15 protein-coding genes are annotated in these 23,074 nt (G+C 50.4%); 1 reads left to right on the top strand and 14 read right to left on the bottom strand.

Features of this window, described 5'->3' with window-relative positions; translation table 11 throughout:
- Nucleotides 1-339: 339 nt before the first annotated feature.
- The 7 genes from AC50Y5_RS01375 to AC50Y5_RS01345 form a co-directional block, all read right to left on the bottom strand.
- Complete coding sequence (locus AC50Y5_RS01375; RefSeq protein ID WP_494857955.1) at nucleotides 340-4,503, bottom strand: DUF5695 domain-containing protein; 4,164 nt, start codon at nucleotides 4,501-4,503, stop codon at nucleotides 340-342.
- 455 nt (nucleotides 4,504-4,958) lie between these two features.
- Nucleotides 4,959-6,962 carry a glycoside hydrolase family 127 protein gene (locus AC50Y5_RS01370; protein WP_494857953.1) on the bottom strand — a complete coding sequence of 668 codons (2,004 nt, stop codon included), beginning with the start codon at nucleotides 6,960-6,962 and terminating at the stop codon, nucleotides 4,959-4,961.
- Between the two features lie 27 nt (nucleotides 6,963-6,989).
- Nucleotides 6,990-7,841 (bottom strand): carbohydrate ABC transporter permease, encoded by an 852-nt coding sequence (locus AC50Y5_RS01365; protein ID WP_056030239.1) that lies wholly within the window; start codon nucleotides 7,839-7,841, stop codon nucleotides 6,990-6,992.
- Between the two features lie 4 nt (nucleotides 7,842-7,845).
- The gene (locus tag AC50Y5_RS01360) at nucleotides 7,846-8,775 is read right to left on the bottom strand and encodes a carbohydrate ABC transporter permease (protein WP_056030242.1); all 930 of its coding nucleotides are present in this window, start codon (nucleotides 8,773-8,775) and stop codon (nucleotides 7,846-7,848) included.
- 251 nt (nucleotides 8,776-9,026) lie between these two features.
- Nucleotides 9,027-10,394, bottom strand: a complete 1,368-nt coding sequence (locus AC50Y5_RS01355) for an ABC transporter substrate-binding protein (RefSeq protein ID WP_056030245.1) — start codon at nucleotides 10,392-10,394, stop codon at nucleotides 9,027-9,029.
- A 210-nt stretch (nucleotides 10,395-10,604) separates the two neighbouring features.
- Nucleotides 10,605-11,642: a LacI family DNA-binding transcriptional regulator gene (locus AC50Y5_RS01350; protein WP_494857950.1), complete on the bottom strand. Its 1,038-nt coding sequence runs from the start codon at nucleotides 11,640-11,642 to the stop codon at nucleotides 10,605-10,607.
- Between the two features lie 251 nt (nucleotides 11,643-11,893).
- Nucleotides 11,894-12,826 (bottom strand): bile acid:sodium symporter family protein, encoded by a 933-nt coding sequence (locus AC50Y5_RS01345; RefSeq protein WP_494857948.1) that lies wholly within the window; start codon nucleotides 12,824-12,826, stop codon nucleotides 11,894-11,896.
- Nucleotides 12,827-13,048: 222 nt separating this feature from the next.
- Here AC50Y5_RS01345 and yfbR point away from each other — a divergent pair, with 222 nt between their 5' ends.
- On the top strand, nucleotides 13,049-13,648 hold the full coding sequence (gene yfbR / locus AC50Y5_RS01340) for a 5'-deoxynucleotidase (protein ID WP_056030255.1): 600 nt from the start codon (nucleotides 13,049-13,051) through the stop codon (nucleotides 13,646-13,648).
- Nucleotides 13,649-13,825: 177 nt separating this feature from the next.
- Here the strand turns inward: yfbR and AC50Y5_RS01335 are convergent, their stop codons facing one another.
- The 7 genes from AC50Y5_RS01335 to AC50Y5_RS01305 all read right to left on the bottom strand — a co-directional run bounded on the left by AC50Y5_RS01335 (nucleotide 13,826) and on the right by AC50Y5_RS01305 (nucleotide 23,026).
- Nucleotides 13,826-14,173 carry a hypothetical protein gene (locus AC50Y5_RS01335; RefSeq protein WP_494857941.1) on the bottom strand — a complete coding sequence of 116 codons (348 nt, stop codon included), beginning with the start codon at nucleotides 14,171-14,173 and terminating at the stop codon, nucleotides 13,826-13,828.
- Nucleotides 14,174-14,180: 7 nt separating this feature from the next.
- A complete protein-coding gene (locus tag AC50Y5_RS01330; RefSeq protein ID WP_494857937.1) occupies nucleotides 14,181-17,186 on the bottom strand; it encodes a DEAD/DEAH box helicase in 3,006 nt (1,001 codons plus the stop codon).
- Nucleotides 17,183-18,793 carry an SWIM zinc finger family protein gene (locus AC50Y5_RS01325; RefSeq protein WP_056030264.1) on the bottom strand — a complete coding sequence of 537 codons (1,611 nt, stop codon included), beginning with the start codon at nucleotides 18,791-18,793 and terminating at the stop codon, nucleotides 17,183-17,185. Before AC50Y5_RS01325 ends, AC50Y5_RS01330 begins: the two co-directional genes overlap by 4 nt.
- Before the next feature lie 491 nt (nucleotides 18,794-19,284).
- Nucleotides 19,285-19,872, bottom strand: a complete 588-nt coding sequence (locus AC50Y5_RS01320) for an NAD(P)H-dependent oxidoreductase (protein ID WP_494857934.1) — start codon at nucleotides 19,870-19,872, stop codon at nucleotides 19,285-19,287.
- 33 nt (nucleotides 19,873-19,905) lie between these two features.
- Entirely contained in the window at nucleotides 19,906-20,331 is a 426-nt protein-coding gene (locus tag AC50Y5_RS01315) for a MarR family winged helix-turn-helix transcriptional regulator (RefSeq protein ID WP_494857930.1), read from the bottom strand.
- Nucleotides 20,332-20,493: 162 nt separating this feature from the next.
- The gene (locus AC50Y5_RS01310; protein ID WP_494857928.1) at nucleotides 20,494-22,251 is read right to left on the bottom strand and encodes a sensor histidine kinase; all 1,758 of its coding nucleotides are present in this window, start codon (nucleotides 22,249-22,251) and stop codon (nucleotides 20,494-20,496) included.
- Nucleotides 22,252-22,351: 100 nt separating this feature from the next.
- Nucleotides 22,352-23,026, bottom strand: a complete 675-nt coding sequence (locus AC50Y5_RS01305; RefSeq protein ID WP_494857926.1) for a tetratricopeptide repeat protein — start codon at nucleotides 23,024-23,026, stop codon at nucleotides 22,352-22,354.
- Between the last annotated feature and the right edge of the window lie 48 nt (nucleotides 23,027-23,074).

Genomic DNA, 23,074 nt, shown 5'->3' with positions numbered 1-23,074 from the left:
TTTCCTGAATTATAAAAACTTCATCGGAAGATAATCCACACCAAAAGCGAACACTCCGTTTCTCCAGACCAACCCTTCACTCCACTCGCTCCATCCACCCGTTTTCTAAAAAAACCTCGTCCACCCTGAACATCTTATCATACAGATATAGAAAAATGGCACCCGCATTTTTCATAAAAAAATCCCTATATGGCTGCGGCGAGGAGCTTATCTTGACAGATAAGCTCTCCTACTGCAAGCCCTATAGGGATTATGCCCCGCTTTTCAACGTGGGCAATGGCTATTCTAAAGCAAATATATTATTATTGTAAATTCGCTTCTAAACGCCATTTCATACTTTTAATAACCAAATACCTTCCAAGATTGGAGACCAGTTAGCACCGACTCATCGCCAGGAATAAGAATGCGAATTTTATTCGTCTTCACCGGCGTAAAGCTCGTTTCATTGTCTTCATTCGCCTTCAAACCAAGACCCGATGCTTCCGCTACGTCAAGCCATTGCTCGCCGTCCCAATATTGAACGGAATATTGCTCCGGCAGCTTAATCGTACCTTCACCATCGTTCCAATGAACACGAATGCTGCTAATCGTGTAGTCTTGGGCAAACTCGTATTGCGCCCATTGAACAGGCGCTTCAACAGCCTCTGAACCAAGAGCAGGAACACTCGGTGCCTCGGTTGCTGAAGGAGCTTCCGTACTTAGTGCGACAAGCCGCAGCAAATGCAGCCCAACTGCCGCTGCTGGTGTCACCGCACCAGTAGCAGTACCAGGCTGGCTCTCTGTCTGTTCACCGCTGGACTCCGTTCCTGCGTCCACACCTTGCGCTTCATCCTGCGAAGTCGTCAGTGTGCCTTGCTCTGAAATATCCGCAGCCAGCGAGGAACCGCTGAATATGGAACCGATTTCCGTAGCGCTTAACGCACGGCTGTAAATTTTGAAATCATCCAAAGCTCCATCCAAATACGGATCGCCATATTGGGATTTGCCGAGGTAATTCAAATTCGTATTGCCAAGGCTTGATGGCTTTAAGGTCATCGATGTATTAATTGCAACCTGCACCCCATCGACGTACATTCTGCCCGTCGTGCCCGAAAGCGTCACTGCAACATGCTTCCAGACGCCCGTTGGCAATGCTGTTGCATTAAGCTGCTGCTCCGCGCCATTGCCGCTTGACGTAATGGCAAAGCGCAGCCCGCTGCCGCCAGCACGCGGCGTCAAGAACATATTGGCATTCGTTCCTGTGCCAAAATCGAAAATGCGCGACCAGTCGCTAATGGTATCTAATTTGACCCATGTCGAAATCGTAAAATCATTTACAGCGCTGACGATGCCCGTCGGCAAGGACGCATAGCCGCTCGTGCCGTTAAGGTCGAGCGCATTGCCGGAATGCCCCGCTACCCATGCCGTCGTGCCGGATAACGTTGCATTTTTCCCATTGCCTGAGGAATCTGTCGCTGTCGTTCCGCTTGTCTGATTAAACAAGTAGTTCACAATGACCTCTGGCAAAGGAGCCGCAGGGTTAACCGTATGCGTAACCGTTGCATTCGCGGTCAAGCTGCCGTCACTTGCCGTAAGCCTGAATACATAAGTTCCCGCCGTCGACACCGTCGCCGTCGTATTTACAGCTGCTGCGTTTGCGAATACAGCCGTTCCTGGACCGCTAACAAGCGTCCAGACGCTCGTCAAAGTGCCAGAAGGCAAACCATCATCCGTTGCTGTTCCAGCCAGAGCAACTGGCGATGGCAGCGTGAACGTGCCTGCTGTGCCCGCACTTACAATCGGTGCTGTATTCGTTGGCGCTGTTCCTTGCGCAAGCTCAATGTCATACGTTGCAGCCGTACCAATGTTGAGGGTAATCACAGCTGCTCCGCTGCTTGAAACGTTTACTCCGCCAGCTACAGCATTGTTAACCAAAATATTATAATAGCCAGCTGCCAAGCCTTTGAACGTTACTTTCGTTGTATGCGCCGTTCCAGAAGTCGAGCTTTTCAAATTGAATTTTACATTGTTTTTGGCCTTCGTAATCGTTGCTGTTGCAATTTTGTCGCGCTCCAGCTCCATGCCAAATTTCTCAGTAATAAGGTTGAGGCGTTGGAATACGCCGTCCTTCGGCACAACCGTGTAGCTGGTGCTATTGTCGGTTGCATCGCAGCCATAACAGTAGACGCCGAAAATAGGATCAACGGCTACGTCGGAGCTCAAAATTTTAATGGCGCCGAACAAGCCCAGATCTGCTTCTCCCGCCATGCCGCGCCAGCCGTTCTGCAAAGCGCCGCCGCCTACTCCTAGTGCTGCATAGTTGCCTTTTTCCGCTTGATACGTCCAGGCTACAGCACCAAGATCTGCTGCGTCGGCGCTGATCTGACCGGAGTTGATCGCGCCGACGTTTGCGATTTTAGCTGCATAGGACAAACGCTGCTCAACTTCTGCGTTGGTCGAGTTATTGCGAACCCAATCGTCCATCGCATAACCTGCGAGCGATACCGTGTACTGGAAATTCCACCAGTTCTCGCCGGTAATCGTCACCGGATCGGCATAATAATACCAGACCGGCATATGACCGCGTGCTGCCCGCGTTTTCATATTGATTTTGCTTTTCATCGTATTGTTGTTGTTCATTTTGGCAAGCGTGTAAACCGCTTCTTCGCCCGTATTGTCGTAGTTGTACTCTGAGCCGTAAGGATACGTCGTGTTCGCGAAATTATTGTATTTGGTCGCCATTTTAGCGATCAAATTATTCGCTTCCGCCGTGTAGCCCTCGTCCTGAAGCGCCTTAATAATGTCCGGCGTCGTCATTTCGCCCATTAGGCCCGTGTTCCAGTTGTATGCGACACCTGATCCGTACAGGGCGTTGAAAATGTTATAAGCCCGCAGCAGATAGGTGTTTTTCGGGTTATCATACGTAATCAAATTCGGATACAGCTTAGCGATTTTGTACATGCTGAAATACGTGTTGTAAATATGCGGATAAGCGTAGCCGCGGTAGGTTGGCGTGTCATTTGGCTCCGGCATCAGGAAGTCGTGGATCAAATAATCCGTCTGATGCTGCGCCATCAGCCTGCCCCAAATAGCGACCGTCAAATAATCGTCAAGCGCCGTAACCTCGGAGGCAACGGGGGTTTGAACATTTTTCTCCGCTAAGAACTGTGCATGGGTGTAACCCCAATCATCGCCCCAGCCCCAATAGCCGTTGAAAATATTGCGTTTGGAGTTTGTATCCATCATCCAGTCGTCAAACACCTTGTCGCGAATATCGCCCGGAACGTTCCACTGCGTGCTGTTCACCATGAAGGTGGAATGCCGCTGGAGCGCTGCATCAACGGGTTCAATCGCATAAAACTGCAGAACCGTCTTTTCCCCGCTTCCATAGTTGACCGTTATCAGATTCTGTCCCAGCTTGTTCATCGTAATCGAATACAGCTTATGATTCGTGCCCGTTGTACCGAGTGACGTAATCGTCGTATCGGACGGGTATTGCGCTGTAATCGAATTGATCGTTTTCGTCGTATGCAGATCGAATTTAGCCGTTTGGTTCGTTGGCACGATCATGCCCGGAACGACCGTTACATCGATATGGCCCTCGTTGTAAAGACGATCCTTCACATCATTTTCGTTGGCTACTTTGAAAAATTTAAATGCATACGTTTTGCTTGCGCCTGGTGCGAGCGTCAGGCTCGTATTCGGCAAATAGCCGCGATTCGTGCTTTTGATCACATTGGAGTGGATGTAGAAAACGTTAAGGCCTTCAATCCAGCCGCCTTGATCCATCGCCCATTTGCTGCCCGGATGCTCCTCGACTCTCCAGCGGTCCTGGTATTCAAAGCCTGCTCCTGTGCTCGCATCAGGAACCATCAGCAAATAAGGGCCAATTCCGCTTGGCCGTGCTGCTGTAATATAGGAGCTGTTGTTGCCGACAAAGGAGTGGGTAAGCACACGTGTTTCATAAATTTGCTCGTTGCTGCCGCCCGTCCAAAATTCATTGAACGGCAATGGCAAACCGACGTCGCCAAATTCAATCGTTTGCGTACTCGTATTCGTCAGTTCGATTTTCCATAAAAAATAATCGTTTACGAGCGAATACGTATTAACCAGCTTGAAGTTTTTGACGCCATTTGCATTCGTCGAATTCTGGTAAGTAATCGTGACATTGTTGCCCGTCTGGCTTTGCGTTCTGCCATCGGTGGAGCTTTGTGTCAGTGCCGTCTGCCAAGCTCCTGTGCCGAAGCGGTACTTGAACATGAGCTCGCCCAGCCACTGGTGATCGGCGGTGTTCTGATTCGGCGTTACTGTCGGGTTCATCACATATTGCGTGTTGAAGGTGTCTCCCGTCAGGCGAAGCGAATTGATTTCTCCGTTTGTTCCGGTGGAAATGTTGAAATTGCTGTCGGAAAGCGTGTAAGCTGAAGCGATGTGAGGAATCAATATTACCATTAAAGCGGTTACAAAAACAGATGTTGCCAGCTTAAGCATTTGCCTTGAACGAGGTAGCCATTGCATGGTCATGCGGTTTAGCCTCCCTGAACCTATTTTTATAATGCATCTGTCCTCCCCAGGATGTAAAAAGCCATCATTTTCTTGAAATATAGGAAAGTATATGATTTCGCCATACTTTCTCTATATTTCTCGGACTGAACCGCGCCGCGCCGCCACAGGACGGCTTTCGGCCGTTTCACCTTGGGGCAGCGTCTTGCACTTCCGGTATGGTACGCCGGTATGCCGCTGTGCCGCCTTGCCGCTTTGTAATCCCCACACCACCTCCTCTCAGCGCTTTTTTCCATCAAAAAAAGACCCTACCACTCAGAGCTGCGACTCCGTTAGCCTGCTGCTGGCAATAGGGTAGATGGGGGAGTAAACCTCACTCCCTCATCAGGCAAACCATTTCATGCTGTGAACGCTATAGGATGGATCAACTAGGTCTCTATCAACTACACTTCTATCAACTATACTTCCATTTACTTCTATGTCGTTTCTCTCACCCAAACGGCCATTTCCCCTGCACCGCGATTAGCCCAAGCAAAATACGGAATAAACTTCAGCTCGGCAGCTTCCTGCTGCCAATCGGCATTATGACGGTACAGCTGTCCTTGCCAGCCTTCCGAAACCTGCCGCTGTCCGAGCACCGAAATCGTCTGCATGCCTCCTAGCAAAGCAGGCTCAAAAGCGGTACTAAGCTCGCTTCCCGCAGGCAGCGCCAATTGGTAAAGCTGCTCGCCATTGTCCGTTTCCTCCAAGCAATAAACGAAGGGGCCGCGCTGCAAAGCCACTTTGCCGGCATTCTCGCGCACTAGCGGATGGCTTTTCATCCGGTGAATCGGCATCGTAAATACGAGCTCTACCGTATCGCCGCTTTGCCATACACGATCAATTTGCGCATAGCCATTGTCGATGTCACTGCCTTTAATTTGCTGCGGCTCGCCACCATTAACGACCCACGATGCTGCACCGCACCAATCCGGAACACGCAGCTTGAGCGCAAACGCAATCGGACGCGCAGTGCTGATCGTAAAGCTGACTTCACCGTCCCAGGTATAGGCCGACTTCTGTTCAAGCTGCACTTCCGTATCCGCTACTTCAAGCGTTGCCGCTCCCCCTACATACAAGTGCACATAAATGGCTGATTTCTGTACGGTGTACACATATTGCCCAAGCGAAGCCAGCAAACGCGCGATATTCGGCGGACAGCAGGCGCAGCCGAACCAGCCCTGCCTTTGCCCGCATACATGATGCGTATTTTTATTCCCGGCCAGCTGTGAAGGATTCACCTCCAGCGGATTGACGTAGAAAAAGGTTTTGCCATCCCGCGCCATCCCGCTGACGACCGTATTGTAAAGCGCCCGCTCCATCACATCCGCGTAGCGGCTGTCCGGCTCGATTTGCAGCATGCGGTGGGCGAAGAAAATCAGGCCGATCGAGGCACATGTTTCGGCGTAAGCCGTATCGTTCGGCAGATCATAATCGGAAGTAAAAGCTTCTCCCTCCGCCATTGAGCCAATGCCGCCTGTAATGTACATGCGCTTTGCTACTATGTTGTCCCATAGCTTTTTGCACGCTTGCAGCAAGGCTTCATCTCCCGTTTCAGCGGCCAAATCGGCCATCGCCGTGCACATATAGACGACACGTACCGCATGGCCAACCGCTTGCTCCTGCTCCTGTACCGGAAGATGAGCCTGGCTGTAGGGCAGATCATGGGCGATGTCCAGTTGTGGAAAATGAACCTTCCGCCCGCGCTTCTCCCACTCTTGCTCATAGAAGGACGGCTTAGCGCCCCTTTGCTCTATAAAATAACGGCTTAGCGCCAAATAATGGTCTTTTCCCGTCGCATGGTAAAGCTTCACAAGTGCCAGTTCAATTTCCTGATGACCGTCATAGCCGTTCAGCTTGCCGGGTTCCCGTCCAAATACACGATCAATATAATCTGCAAAACGGCAGGCTACCTGCAAAATCGTCTCATTGCCCGTTGCCTTGTTATAGGCGACTGCCGCTTCTATCAAGTGGCCCGCGCAATAAAGCTCATGGCATTCCGCCAAATTCGTCCACCGGTTTTCAGGCTCCTTCACCGTAAAATACGTATTTACATAGCCGTCAGGCTGCTGGGCTTTCGCAATCAACTCCACGACGCTGTCTGCTACTTGCTGCAGCGCGGGATCGGGCTCTGTTTCCAGCAAATAGCTGACGGCTTCCAGCCATTTCGCTACATCGCTGTCTTGGAATACCATGCCGTGGAAAGCGCCTTCCGCTTCGCCAGCGGCGATTTTGAAATTTTGAATCGCATGGCTTGGCTCAGCTTCCGGCACCCGGTCGTTCAGCGCCTCCCATTGATAAGGCACAACCACCTCGCGCACAAGCCGAATATAGTCGGACCAGAACGGGTCGCTAATTCTCACCTTGTCCAAGGTTAGCGGTTTTGAGCGATCCGCTAGCTTGATTCCTTCCTGCAGCTGCTCATTCATTTGGTTATTCATTCTCTTCCTCTCCTCTTCTATCTATGGTCAGCCTTTAACGCCGCCTACTGTAAGTCCTGCTATGAAAAAGCGTTGAAAAAATAAGAACAGCACCAAAATCGGAATAATCGTCATAATCGAGCCTGCAAGCAGCACCTCATAATTGTTGCTCGTAGGCGACAGCAAGCCAGATAAGCCAATCGGCAAGGTGAATTTCTCAGTTGAGCGCAGTACGATGACCGGCCACAAAAAGTTGTTCCAGCTGAACAAGGCTTGCAAAATCGTCATCGCGCCAAAAGCAGGCAGCATCAGCGGAACCATAATCCGGAAGAAAATGCCGAATTCCGTACAGCCATCTATGCGGCCCGCATCCATAAAGTCCTTCGGCAGCCCAATCGCAAATTGGCGAAAAAAGAAAATCGGCAGCGGCGCTACGACAAATGGCAATATAACGCCCCAAATCGAGTTGATGATCAGCAGGTCAATCGACAGCTTATACAGCGGAAGAATAATAATTTCCACCGGAATCATCATGACGGCAAGCACGAGTGTAAATACGAGCGCCCTTCCTTTGAAGCGGTACATCGCTAGCCCGTAACCAACCATCGAGGAAAGCAGCAGGCACAGGAAGGTAAACAAGAGCGTAATGACAAGGCTGTTGCGATACCAGTCGAAATAATTTTGCGAGCCCCCTTTTCCCGAAAAAATCATTTTGTAGTTGGCCAGCGTCATCACATCAAAGTCCAGCCTCACATTCAGTCCGTAACGAAACAGCTCTGACGCTGGTTTAAACGAAGCTAGCAGCAGTGCAAACAGCGGGAACAGCGCGAGCACTGCAAACGCCCCGAACAATAGCACCAGCAGGAGGGAGAACCCTTTATTCCCCGTTTTTTCAGCCATCTCCCTAATCCTCCTTTTTGAAAAATCCGAGCAAATTCAGCTGGATGACGCTAACGACCAAGGTGATACCCAGCAGCGTAATCCCAATCGTTGAACCAAAGCCTAGATCAAAGTACTGAAAGCCTTGTTGATAAATGTAGCCGACCATCGTCAGGCCAATATTTTGCGGTGACCCCCGGCTCCCCCACAGCATAAAGCTTTCGGTAAACATCGCATAACCGCCATAAATGGTAATCGTGAAAACATAAATGGTGATCGGCTTTAGGAGCGGAATGGTAATTTTGAAAAACTTGCTCAGCGTGCCCGCACCGTCCATGTCCGCCGATTCATACAGCTCACGCGGAATGCCCTGCAGCGCCGACAGAAAGTACAGCATATTAATGCCTGCCCAACGCCAGGTGGCGAGCACGACTAGCGCGAACATGCTAAGCGAGGGGCTAAGCAGCCATTTTTGACTGGAAAGGCCAAACAGCGAAATGAAGGAATTCATAATGGCCCCATCCAGCTCGCTAAAAATAAGCCTGAAAATAATGCCCGCGACCACAATGGAGGTCAAAGCCGGTATAAACAAGCTGGCTCTGAAAAAGTTTTTCGCCCGCATAATGCTGGAGTTCAGCAGTGCCGCAAGCGTGAGCGGCAGCGGAATGAGCACAAGCAGCGTCCAAAACACATAACGCGAATTGTTCCATAAAGCCTGATAAAAGTCGCTGTTCCACAATTTGCGGTAGTTGGCTAAGCCAATAAATTTCACATCGCCTGGCAGCACCTGCTGAAAGCTCATAATGACCGCATGAATGAGCGGATATGAGAAAAACAGCAGAAACGAGACGATAAACGGCAAAATAAACAAATAGGGAGCAAGCTTCTGCGAATTCATGCGCCTGGGCGCTGTTTTTTGCTTCTTAAGGGCGAGCCTGCCCGTGTTGGCATTCATGCTGATTTCACCTCCGACTTGCGCATACTTAGGAGCTGCGAGGAAATTAGCGGTACTTTATTTCGTCGCAGTCTCTTATAGTTAACGTTTTCTGTATAGTCGCAGCGCTTGCGCTGGCTGCCTGAGCAAGCCGGGCTTAAGTTGCAGCCTCTCGGCTAGAGCACTGGCAGCCATGCGAGCGCAGGCGTCTTGCTAAAAACCTGTGTCCCTCTCGAATTGCTCTTTAGCTCTGTGGTTAATAGATTAATTGATTATTTCCCTGTATCCTTGCGAAGCTTAGCTGCGACTTCTGCAATTACGGTTGCTGGATCTTCATTGAATTGGAATATTTTAGGAACGATTTCATTACGTACAGCGTCGAACACAACTGGCGACGTCTCGCGAATGTTAACCGGATAAATTTCATCCTTGATTTCAGTCAATGTTTTGAAAATATCTGTGCCGAAGTAGTCGGTAAATTTATTTGGCTCCGCCATTGCTGGATCGCTCCATACTTCGGTACGGATTGGGTCCATGCCAAGCTGCTTCCATACTTGAATGTTGCCATCTTTGGACAGCTTCGCATAAGCAAGGAATTTTTTGGACAGCTCCAAATTTTTCGTCTGAACAGTAATCGACAAGCCGGTTCCACCCATGCCTGCTGAACGATTGCCGCCTTCTTCCCATGCCGGCATTGGACGAATGATCATTTTGCCTTTCAAATCAGGCATTTCATCCGTGAAACGGTTCATAAACCAAAATGGCATAAATACCGATGCTGCTCCGCCGCCGTTCATAAAGGCTTTGTACTCTGGCGTATCATGACCAACACCTGGTGAGACAGCTGCGATTTTTTCATCTACCAGCTTTTTAAAGAAAGTCATCGCTTCGATATTGCGCGGATCATCAACAGTTATTTCACCATTCGGGCCCACCTGATCGGATTTCAGCTGATTGATGGCCGGCCACCATGACCAGTTGCCCGCGCCTTCAAACGTGATGAACGGCACGCCTGTTTTTTCCACTACCGTTTTCCCGTATTTCTCAACATCGGACCACAGCTTAATATCATCCGGGTTGACACCTGCCTTATCCATCAGCTCCTTGTTGTAATACATGACCGTTGCGCCAACGTGCATATCTACGCCATAATACTTGCCGTCCTTGCTGTAAATATCGACGCGGGATTTAACGATATTCGGAATTTCTGGATCAACGATATCATTGAGCTCCGCAAGCTGAACCTCTCCCTTCATAAAATTCGGGAATTTGCTTTGCTCAATATCGACTAAATCCGGTGCCCCTTCATTCGATTGCAGAGCAAGCAGCAGACGTGTATGCATGTCATCATAAGGAATCGTTTGAGCGTCCAGCGCGATTTGCTGTTCTGGATTGTTTTTGTTCCACTCATCCGCCATAAACGTGTAGAAGTCTGCATGCTGCTGGACGAACGTCCACAGCGTCAGCTTGACCGGGTCTGCTGCAGGCGCCACCGTCTCTGCGGAAGCTGCTGCTGACGGCTCAGTCGTTCCGCTGTTCGCTGGTGCAGCCCCTCCATTCCCATTTCCGCTGCTGCAAGCCGCCATCAGCATTGTGACTGCTAAAATGCTTGCGGTTATACCCAATCTCCCTTTTTGCATTCCATCATCCCCCGTGAACGTTTTTTATGCTTAATCCTTGCGGATTATAGCTGTACATTGGTAAGCGTTTACAATTAAAAGTTAAACGTTTAGATTTATATTGAAAAGTAACGGATGGTACCGTTTTTCACCATATACTTCCGTATTGCAGCAGGTAGTGGGCAACCATCCGTTATTGTCATACTCATTTTTAATAATCAGGGTACCTATTCATGTGGCAAGCTCAGCTACTGAATCCCGTTCAATCAGCTTGCAGACAGGCTTCTCGCCCGTTTCGACTTTCTCTCCTTGCAGGATATGCGACAGCGCCTCCATGGCCTTAAATCCCATTTCATGAAGCGGAAGATCCATCGTTGTAATACTTGGACTTACATATTCGCTAAATTCGCGGTTGTCGAAGCCGATAATCGACAGCTGCTCAGGAATTTGGATGTCCAGCTCCTTCGCGGCCCGCATGACGCCGACAGCCATAACATCATTCATGGCCACAATAGCCGTAGGCGGCTCGGGTGTCTCCAGCAGCTCTTTCGCCAGCCGGTAGCCGGATTCTGCCTCCCAGTCGCCCATTTTAATCCACTGTGGATTGAATGGCAGCTCGAATGCCGTAATCGCTTTATAGAAACCGCCCAATCTCAGCCGCGAGGGCATGGAATCCACCGCCCCGCTGATGATTGCAATTCGGGAGTGGCCCTTACTGGTCAAATAGCTGATGGCTTCAAAAGAAGCTTGCTCGTCGTCGTACTGAATGGACACATCGTTTTGCGTATAGCAATACGTATAGACGATGGGCTTGCCTTCCGTATCGAACAATCCCGTCAAATCACGGGGATGCGCGCCGATATAAATCATGCCGTCCACTTGCTTGCCAAGCAGCTCGGACACGGCATCTTCCGCATATTTGCGGTAAGCGTCCACCTGGTCGAACTGGCGGCCTATCCGCTTATCCAGCCGCAGGTTGGTCAGCAATATATGCATGTCGAGGCGATCTGCGCAGTCGTTGATGCCGTCGATAATCTCCGGCACATTAAACACCGTCACATCCTCTGCAATGACTCCAATCGTATTCGTCCGCTTGCGCTTCAAGCTCTGAGCCGCATTGTTAGGCTTGTAGTTCATCTCCTCAATGACCTGCTCGACCCTTTCGCGCGTCTTTCGGCTGACATTTCGCGTGCCATTTATGACATAAGAGACTGTGGCGGTTGAAACTTGGGCTTTGGCAGCGATGTCTTTAATGCTAATAGTCGACAAACCGTCACTCCTTTATGTTAAACGATTAGATTTTGTTCTAAATTGGTTATAACACATGAATTCATTTTTATGCAAGCGCTTTTTTATTAGGCCATGAATTTTAAAAAAAGCCAAGGTCTCAAAATCACCTTAGGCTTGGAAACTCCTTCTTCCTATGAGCATTACATGAAGTGAGTTATCAACTGTTTTACCAAACCGACAGCCTCGTTCTTGTATCATTTTCGCTTGTCACATACTTATGATAAACCTCCCTAACGTATAATCATTGATTTCTCTAAGTGTTCTTTCCTTTTTTGCATCTTTTGCAATATAAAATGATGGAGCGTTGCCAGCGGCTGCTGCACCATAATAGACAGAACAACCGGCACAGCAGCCAGCGGGCTGAAATAGCCGAGCGCCAGCACCATGCCTAAGGAAATGTTGCGCATGCCTGTCGCAAACGATACCGTAATTTGCACCTCTTTGCTTACTGCACGCATCGTTCCGATAAAGCCGACAGCGTAGCATAGCGAGACGAGCAGCACAACGAGCGGCAGCAGCTTGAACAGGTCGCCCTTAAGCTGCTCGGTATAGGGAGCAATTGCCGCTGCATTCAGCGCGACTACCGCCACAAAGCACAGCTTTGAAAGGGGTGCTGCGACAGGCTTAACCTGCTCCAGCAGCCGCCCGCGGCTCAATTGATGGAGCAGCACGCCAAGCAGCGTTGGCAGCACAATGATGAGCAGCAGGTCCAGCATCAGCGGCGCGCTCTCTACCTCTACTGCCGTTTGGAAAAATAAATGGAGCCCTGCCGGAACGACAAATGGGCATAATGCCGAATCGATAACGACCATTGCGAGCATGAGCGGTACGCTGCCGCCTGACATGCCGACCCATAGAACCGTAGACACGCCAAGCGGAATAATAGTAAACAGCACGAGCCCCACCACATAAGGCGATGATGCACCGAACAGCAGCGTCCCAAGGCCATAGGCGATAATCGGACAGAGCACATGGGCGAGCAGAAACGTCCAGGCAAGCACGCCCGGCTTCTTCATGACCGCACCAAGCTCCTTCACCCCGCAGCCAAGCGCCATCGTCAATGTCACATAAGCGAACAAATAAGGCACGGCCGCCACCATGCTGCTCAGCCTATCGGCAAATATAAATCCAACAATTAGCGATACGGGAATAATAACGAACATCCATTGCTCAAAATAACGGTTAAAAGCTAGTCCAAACGCTTTCGTAAGCCATCCCTCTTTTGCTAGGTTCTAGAAGTCTATATAAGCCATATTTTCAATAAAAATAAAATCAAGATGCAGGCGCAGCCTAGCTGCCCTTGCGTTCAGCCTTTATAATAGCATAGAACAGCAATCGTCTTTTGCTTTCATATCTATTTTATCGCACAAAGGAGTCAGCATCTCATGGACAGTCATTTTTTTGCTTATATGTACCGCCTGAACTATATTGAGCGCTGGAGCCTCATGCGCAATACGACAAAGGAAAACGTCGCCGAGCACTCCTTCCGCGTTGCCCTGCTCGTGCATATGCTATGCGAAATCGGCAATTCGTTTTTTGCCAAACAATTTAATGCCGATCGCGCGGTGACGCTCGCTTTGTTTCACGATGCGACGGAGGTGTTCACTGGCGATATCCCTACCCCCGTCAAGCATCATAATCCTAAAATGCTCGCCAGCTTTCGCGAGCTTGAAGCCCTCGCCGCTGAGCGGCTGCTCGCGATGGTTCCTGAGCCTATGCAGAAAACCTACGGCCCGCTGCTCGGCAAGCACCACGGCAGCCTTTCTCCCGAGGAGCAAACGCTTCAAGCGATGGTGAAAGCCGCTGATTTGCTCGACGCTTACTTGAAATGCCTCTATGAATTATCAGCAGGCAATCGCGAATTTCTCGTGGCTCGGGGACAAACCGAACAAGCGCTGGCTGCGCTAAGCATGCCCGAGGTCGAATGGTTTCTCGCGCATATGGCGCCAAGCCTTGGCATGACGCTTGATGAGCTTTCTGACTGAAACTAAGCTAACTCCAATCTAAGCTTAGCGATACAAACTAAGCCAAGCCAAGTCGGGTCCGCAACTGGATATTGTTGCCCTAGCGTATTCATCTAGGCTGTTCCATACACGAAATGGAAGAAAGGACGGAATAAACCCCGTCCTTTCTTCCATTTTTTTCGCTAAGCAGCCCTGAGCTCAGTCGCGCATCTTCGCAACATAATGGCTGACAGCGTCATAGAAAGCCTTCCATTCCTCATTCGATTGTTCAGCTGAACTAGTCTCAGGAAGCACCTTCAGCTGATCATCCGAAGGCTGCAAAGGGTTAATCGCCCCAAGCTCCTCAGCCCTTGATGCTTCGTTTCGTGCATCGTTAGGCACGTCTCCTGATGCATTTGAAGCTGTGCTCCATGCTTCGCTAGAAGCCACTCCCAGCGCTTGGGCCTGCAACTGACCTACTTCGGCCTCGGCTGTTCCTTCGCCGCTGCGCTTGCGGCGCTCGGCCATTACTTTCGTTAGCTGGTCTCTCAGCTTCTCTTCCGCCATCTGGCACTCATCCTTTCAGCCAGTTTTTCCGCAGCTCAAACAATTCCTTCAGCTCATCTGTAGACAGCTCGGTTATCCACTGCTCAGACTGGCCGACCACTTGGTCATTCAGCGACTGCTTGCGTTCAATCATTTCATCGATTTTCTCCTCAAGCGTGCCCAGCGTAATAAACTTATGAACCTGCACCTCGCGCGTCTGCCCAATCCGGAAGGCGCGGTCAGTTGCTTGATTTTCCACCGCCGGATTCCACCAGCGGTCAAAGTGAAATACATGATTGGCCGCTGTAAGATTGAGTCCCGTACCGCCAGCCTTAAGCGAAAGGACGAAAGCGCTGCAAGGCTGCTCGGGATTTTGAAAGCCTTGAATCATCTCGTCACGCTTTATTTTGGGCACTCCGCCATGCAAATAAGGAACGCTCGTGCCCAGCCGCTCTTCCAGCAGCTTCTTGAGCTGATGGCCCATCTCAACGAACTGGGTAAAAATCAGGCAGCGCTCCCCTTCGGCAGCGACCTCCTCCACCATATCCATCAGGCGGGCGACCTTGTTCGAACGATCTTCCTCCCACTGCTTCGCTCCGCCGTTATCCCCTTCCATCAGGCCGGGATGATTGCAAAGCTGCTTAAGCCGGGTCAAGGAAGCCAGAATAAGACCGCGCCGCTGCATCGCTCCTAGCGTATCAAGCTTCTCCAGCAGATCTGAAACAATATTTTCATACATCGCGCCTTGCTCTGCCGTTAGCGAAATATATGTCTTGCCTTCGAACTTCTCCGGCAACGACAGCTGGATAGCCGGGTCCTTCTTAATGCGGCGAAGCATGAACGGCTTCACCCAGCGCTGCAAGCCTGCGATCATCTTCTCATCCCGCGTCCGTTCGATTGGAGCGACAACTTCCTTGCGGAACTCATTTACCCCGCCCAAATAACCTGGATTAATAAAATCATAGATGGACCACAGCTCGGTCAACCGATTTTCCATCGGTGTGCCCGTCAGCGCTACCCGGTGCCTTGCAGGCAGCTTGCGAATGGCTGCCGACTGCTTCGTGTAAATGTTTTTTATATTTTGCGCCTCATCCAGACATAATGCATCCCAAGATACGGCGCCTAAATCCTCTTCATCCAATTGGGCCAGCGAATACGAGGTAATGACCAGATCCATGTCACGTACAGCCTCCTCGAACGCTTCCCCCTTCTCCCGCTTCGGGCCATAGTGAAGATGAACCTTAAGCTGCGGAGCAAATTTCTCCAGCTCCTTCTCCCAGTTGCCGATTACCGAAGTTGGGCATACAAGCAGCGAAGGCGCGTGAGCGAATGCCAAGGAAGCTCCGAGCTTAAGCTGCTGCTCGCGCTGCTCCTTCACATAAACGAGATAAGCCATGAACTGAATCGTCTTTCCGAGACCCATATCGTCTGCAAGGCAGCCGCCAAAGCCGAATCTCCGCAAAAACAACAGCCAAGAAACCCCTTGCAGCTGGTAAGGACGAAGCTCGCCAAGGAAACCTTCCGGCTTGTCGATAAGCGGAATTTCCGACGTATGCTGAAGCTGTTCCAGCCATCTGGACAGATGTTCATTGAGCTCTACTTCGGCCCGCAGGTCATGGACCTGCTCCTCCTCTTCCTCCAGTACAGCTCCGCCCATCAAGTGCATTTCCATGACATCGCGGAAGGACAAACCGCTTTTCTTACCCATTTTCGAAACCCAGCTGCGGATTTGCGCCACATCCTGCGGATCTAGATGCACCCATTCGCCGCCAATTTTCATCAGGCGCCGGTTTTCCTCTGCGAGGCGCATAAACTCGGCTTCCGACAGATCGACATTGCCGAGCGCCATTTTCCAATCGAATTGCACGATTTGGTCGAGTCCGAACATCGGCTGCGCATCCGATCCAACCGATGATTTCACCTTCGCCTTTAGCCGCAGCTTGCGTGATCTAACGGCTTCCCACCAGCTTGGCAGCAGCACGGGACAGCCCGCGTCAAGCAGCGTCAAGCTTGCCGATTCCATGAAGCTCCATGCTTCATTGTCCGACAGCCGCAGCTTGATTTGTCCGGCTGCTGCCGGATCCTGCCAGCCCGGCAATGCGCTAACCCACTTCGCTTCCTCTTTCGCAAGCTTTGCGGGCAGCAGGGGCAGCCACTCTTGGGGCAGACTCGCCTCAGCCTCAGCAGGCACTAAACCTTCCGTCCCCGCCTTCCACGAAGGCGAAAATTCAGGCTCGCTGTCCGCAGCCAGCTCCCATGCTCCGGCAGCGCCGCGTACTAGCGGCAGCCAAGCACCGCCGCTGCGGCTTTGCAAAGCCGGCCGCAGCGTCCATTCCGGCTGCTCGCCCGGCTCCACGAGCTGCAAAGCCACCTTAAACGGCAGCGAATCTTTACGCAGCCCAAGCGCAATCAGCCAATCTTCCTCCTCGGCCGCTTTGCGCAAAACGACGATTTCGCCGCCAGCAGCTGTGCCGACCTTCTGCCACGCTTCCGCAGCCAAGCTATCCGGCTGCTGCAAAACCTCTTCTACCGCCAGGCTTAGCCAGCGCTGCACCTCAACATCTCCCGCATGCCCAGCTTCCTGAATAAGCCGTTCCCACAACGCACTTGCCTCGCCGCCTGTCTTCGTTTCCGGCACATTCAGCTTCCAAGCCCGCTGCTCCTCCGACCAGCCGCTCCAATCCGGCATAAACCAGCCTTGCAGCAGTGCCTCCCGAATCAGGGAAGCCAGCTCTCTCAGCCGCTGGGCTCGCTCCGTCCACTCTACCTGCAGCAGCCGTGCATGCTTGGGCTGCGACAAATAATCGACCGCCAGCAGCGGCGACAGCAGCAAAGCCTTGCGATCGCCATGCTGGGTATCCTCCACTTCCGTGCCGTACCAGGATGCTTTGTGCCAAGCGAATAGCACGGAACGCAGACGTATCGCCGACTCCTGCTGGTCGCTAGCAAACAGAGCTATCCGGTATTCGCCGCTCTCCGCTTTCATCCAGCAGGCGTCCATCGTTAAAATTCCAGTGCCAATAGATGCTCTCATGTCACAATTTTTCCTTTCCACAGCTCCTCTTGGAACGCGCGCAGCCGCTGGTATTTACGGCTGACGCCCGTAATATAAACCTGCCATCTGTCCATTTCCTTCTCGGCTTTATATATACGCTCCAGCTTTTTGAGCTGCTTCACCGCCATTCGATAGCCTTGGCGATTGCGCGAGCTGATCCAATTGTCGATGGCCTGATGATAGAGCGGCATCATGACGCGCGGGTTCACCTTTGACACCTCGCGCACATCCTGAATCGGCAAATCATCGGGCTGGGCGCCAATCAGCATTTGCAGCTCAGCCCATTCCTCGTATTTTTTCTGCGCAAACCAATGCTCCGTAAGCTCCGAATAAGAATGCGGCAGCAGCGACGTCATGTAGGACGTCCATTTCAAATTGTCCGGTTGATCCGTATCCGCGCGGCGGCATAAAGTTAGAAACGGTCCCACTGTCCTTCCGCTCCGAATCGCATAAATTTGCTTGTAAAGATAGGTCATCCACGCCTCAAACGGCTCCCAGTCGCCTGCTTCCAGCCGCTGAGCTGCGCATGTATATACCATTTTTTGCGAGCCTCTAAAATCCGTTTTCCCGAAATGGGCCAAAGCTTCCTCATCCTGCCCATCGAAAAAATACATCATCGCAATCGCCGTATGAATAAACGTGTCGTTTACTTGCTCGTCAGCGTTCTCCGTCTGCTCACCTGCCGATGCGAGCATCGAAGCCAGCTCACGCTGCTGCCAGTCCCGGTTTTCCGACATTTTCCCGCACAGCGCCAAATAAATATAAGGCCAGTCGAACAGCTGCTGCTCCTTGCGCAGAGCTCGGTTATAGGCATATCCAACAACCGCATCGGCCCATTCACGCTCATCCTCCAGCATTTCGGCAGGAGACAGCTCCAGTACGAGCGTATAATAATGCTCCAGCCATGGCTCAGCCATACGGACGAACGACATTTCGTGATAATAGCGGCTGAATGAATCTACCGCTTTAATCGCCAGCTCCGCCTGATCCAGCACGAATAAAATGACATTCATCCAGTGCAGGCGCTGCTTTTTTTTATCCCAGTCTTTGGACGTGCCTTTGAGTGCAGACAGCACGGGCTGCAAGGAGTGCAGCGAGTGGCGGCATACGCGCCATGAATCGCCATACTCCTGCTCCATCCACTCCTGCCAATCTGCAGGAGACGCATCCATGCCCGGGGTAGAGGCTGCTCTCCCCCGCTGCTCCACAACGACAGCCGCCCGCGGCGCAGGCTCCGGCTGAAGCCCGGTCAGGCGCCGATACGCAGACTCCGGAGTGCCATGAAGCGCCTGATTTTGATCGCAAAAAGCAAAAAATACGGCGGACATATGCTTGCAGAACCCGCCATACGGACACGTACATCTGCTATATGCAAAATCCATCACATCAATGCTTACCGCATACAGCTCCGACCCTGCAACGACGCCTGTCAGCAAATGCTGATCATGCACCTCCACTTTTCGAACATAGCCTTTACGAAAATATTCCCAGCCGCGCTCGACAATAACCTGCTGCATATGCTCCCTGATATTGCCTTCTAACAGCTTCAATAGCTGACCGTCATTTCTAGTCAAAGCTTTGTTCACCCGCTTCCTTCCGCTCAAGTAACATTCTTTCCATTATAACACATGAGAAGACGACTTTCCGAGAAGTCTGCTGCGCTGACAAGAAGAGACAACCAACCTTTATGGTAAGATGCAAACCATCATCAGCTTGATAAGAACTTTAATCGAATTGGAAAAGGCGGCTATTTCACTCGAGGATGCCAAAATCAGGCTTATGACATCATAAAAAAACAAGGAAATCCGTTATTCCCTTGATTTTCCCTTCAAAATAATGTTTGGCAGCGCATTAGCGTCTACTGAGTCCGCATCCTCAACCAAAACCTGTGATTCGGCTGGAATAGCGGCCGCTGTGTCCACCAAAAGTCCATGCACGAAGCTGCCTTTCGGTGCGCAGGTTCCTGCTCATTTCTGTACTCATCACTGCCAGAAAGAGCCTAGAAAAAAAGCCTCTAGCCGAGCTGCTTAATTAGCAGTCGTGCCAGAGGCGAATAGATCATACTCGCTATCATTCATTAAGCCTGAAATACCGTCTTAACCGTCTGCTCTACCTGCTGCAAGTTCGCCTTCAGCTCCGCTTCGCCGATTTGGCCAATGCTGCCGAAGAACAGATGTCCAACGGACTTTATGCCGACAAAATCAAAAATGCCCGTATCGGAAGTCATTTTCATGCCGGCAGTCATGCCGTTTTGATCGTAAATTTCACTTGGCGTGCCGTGCGTATTAATAATAAAGCCTTTTTTGCCGGTAAGCAGCTTGTCAATGCCGGTTTCTCCATACGCATAAGCGTAACCGTAAGCAAATACGCGATCAACATAGCCTTTCATAATGGCTGGAAGACCCGTCCACCAAATCGGATAAATAAAGGTAATCGCATCTGCTTCAGTCACATACTTCTGCTCTGTCAAAATATCTTCAGGCGTCTGGCCAGCACGCATGGCTGCTGTGTCTTCCAGGGTAAGCACCGGCTGAAATTTCAGCGCATACAAGTCACGCACCGTTACTTCATGACCTTCAGCTTTCAAGCTTTGTACCGCTGTGTCCAAAATGGCACGGTTGTAGCTATCTTCGTTCGGATGGGCAAATACGATAAGATGTTTCATAGAAAAATGCCTCCTAAATAATCGTTGGATTTTTTAAAACCGGCTGTGTACTTGCTCCAGCAGCTGCTCTAGCTGCAAGCTCTGCTCCTCACTTAAGCCGCCGTAAATCCCGTCATTGACCTGCTGGGAAATAGCTAGAAAAATCGGTTCCAGCCCTAGGCCCCTCTCGGTTAAAACGATCAGTGAGACTCGGCTGTCCCTCTCGTCCTTTGTCCGCTCTACATACCCAAGCTGCTCCAGCTTGTTGATGAGCACGGTCGTCGTCGGCTGTGTGCGATGGATTTTCTCCGATAATGCCTTGACAGACAGCGGCTGCTTCTCCCGATATAAAAACATGAGAATATCGCCGTGCGAAGGTACTATTCCCGTAATTTGCTTCGCTTCCAGCTCGCTTACAATCAGCTTATTGGCTTTGTCTCGAATTTTAGCAACTAATGACAATGCGTTGTGTTTTATCATATTGCGATTATACATAGATGTCTATGTATTTTCAAGCACTTATTATTTCAATGCTAGTATTTCCCTCGCTATGCTCAAAATAATCACAAGAACGGCTTAGCCATAAAAAAAGCAGCTCCTGGCTTTCATGAGAAAAGCAGGAGCTGCTGTAGGGCAAAACGATTAAATTTTATGAGGAATCGTTATAAAAAAGGTCAGACGGTCAGGTCCATCGGCATAAATGTCAATTGTTCCTTTATACTTGTCTACAATTGATTTCACGATGGACAAACCCAGCCCTTGGTGATCCTGATCACCCTTCGTGGAATAGCCCGCTTGGAAAAGCGGCATGGACGCCACCTTCTCAGCATCCTCGCATGTATTCGTAATCGTAAATTCTAGAAAGCCGTTTCGCTGCAAGCCTTGCAGCTCAACCACTCGCATGCTCTCCGGATATCTCATCGTCTCATCGAAGGCATTGTCAATGAGATTGCCGAGAATACGGTTCAAATCAAGCGTTTTGACGCCCATTTCCAGCTTGTCGAAGCTTGTAAAAGTACACTCAAACATAATTCGGTAGCTTTCCGCCTGCGAAGTTTTTGAGCGAATAAGCGCGGCAATCGCCGGATTGCCAATATTAATAATATCGTTCATTTGCCGAATTTCGCCCGTCAGCTCCTTCGTATACGCAATGAGCTCCTCATGCTTGTTCAATTCTGCAAGCGAATGGATCGTCTGCACATGGTTGAGAAAATCATGGCGCTGCGCCCGAATCGATTGAAACATCTGATTGATTTCATCGACGTACGTTTGCTGAGTGACCTGCACGGCATTATCACGCGAACGGCGGTAATAGTTCATCACGACACCTGCCGTCACTAGGCTAAGCGCCGTTACAAGGACAATAATGATGGCAATATTCAGCAGCTGCGTAGACATTTGGTCACGAATAACCTGATAATCGGACACCAGCGTCAGCACATAGCTGTCCATTGGCACGCCGTTCTCATCCACAATATTCAGTCCTTTGTCCTCGGTAAAGACGGGAATGAACATTTTGAAAACATGCTTGCCGCCCACTACCTCATCGACGGTTACATTTTGCTTCGTGTTGAAGGCCTTCGACACATTAGCTACGTCGCTGTCCGCAACATAATTATAGCTCCCGTACAAGATCGGCTGCTGCAAAATATGCTCCTGCACATCGCCATTCGGGTGAACCGTCTCAAAAGGGCCTTTCGCAAACGTCTCCGGATTAAGCACTGTAACTTCCAGAAGCGCTTTATTGCTTGCAATCGTCTTCTTAATCAACGAATCTACACCTGTCAGCTCCTCGTATTCCGCCAGCTTCGTGTAGCTGACATAAGGATCGGTTATGTAATTCGTCGTCCCGTCAAAATAATAGCCCCATTTATAAATGCTGCCTGGATCGGTAGAAGCCACCTCGAATGGACCGCTCCAAAAGTTGGGCAGCGATTTGCCAAGCCAGTCGATTTCCACATTTCGCTGATCAAACAGCTGGTTAAACACGATAAACCAAGGGTCCCAAGATTTTGTGCTTTTGCCTAGCTGCGTTTTATCGGACGATTTATATAATAAAATATCGTCCTTCACGCGTTTAAGCAGCGTAATGTGGTTGACGCCAAGCTTCGCGCTCAGCTCCACCAATTGCTCATTCGTTACTTTATCGACGTCGGGATCAAGGGCATATTGGGCAGCAATCGATACGACCCGAAGCTCGTCGCCGATTAAATCCTGATAACGCTCCGCCCCTAGCCGCGATTGCTCCACTGAAAACTCAATCTGCCTGGCCACGGCGGCAACTTCCCGATTTAACGCATCTTCCAATGATTCTTTCGTTAAAAAATAATAAGCTGTGTTATTCAATAAAATAATGACCACAATAACTGAAATCGCCATAAACCAGATATTTCGCTGCATGTATTGCTCCTCTATCGTGTACGCTATTAATTAGATTATGTACGATTTTTAGGCAAACGACAATAAACGTTTTTTAAACGCCGCATTGCAATCTTTGCCATTACTTGCTCCATCTTCTGAACCATAGGCGAAGAGCCCATTTTCGCTCGCCGCGTTTTTTATATTTCGGCAGCGTTCGATAAATGCGCAAGCCTTCCTCGATAGCATTTTTCGCATCCTGCTCCTTGCCCATCGTCTTGTATATGCCCGTAAGGCGCTCGTAAGCCTCGCAGGAGGACGATTGAATGCGTTGAAACGCTTCAATATATGAAATAGCCTGAGATGCATCTTTGCCTGCATACAACGCAGCCAAACGCAAATACGGCGCGCCGTATTTCACCCGCTCGTTTAAAGATAGCGCCCGTTTAATGGCCGCTTCGCCAAGCTCCGTCTGTCCCGTTTGCAGCAGGCAAAGGCCAAGGTCATCCCAATATTCGGCGGAATCCTCCAGCGTATGCTCCATAGGAGAAAGCCAGGCTAACGCTTCGTTATATTTTTTCTTCTCGATTAAAATTCTCGCGATTTCCTGTTTGGAGGACACATCATTGGGAGCCATATCGACATGGCGTCTCAGCTTTCTGAGCTGGCTCGATCTTCGCAAAGGACGCACAAAGCTTGGCGTCAAGCCGACAAATCGGCGATCCAGCGCATACAAAATAAGCAGCAGCACGATAATCGCAATAAACGGATTTCCCGTGAGCCAAGTCAAGAAGAAAAATAAAAAGATTTTACTCATTCGTTCCTCCCATGCCTGAATAACACCGCGAGCATATACAGCAGGGGC

Source organism: Paenibacillus sp. JT22N7 (assembly GCF_059383875.1).
This window is presented reverse-complemented; position numbering and strand designations above follow the sequence as displayed.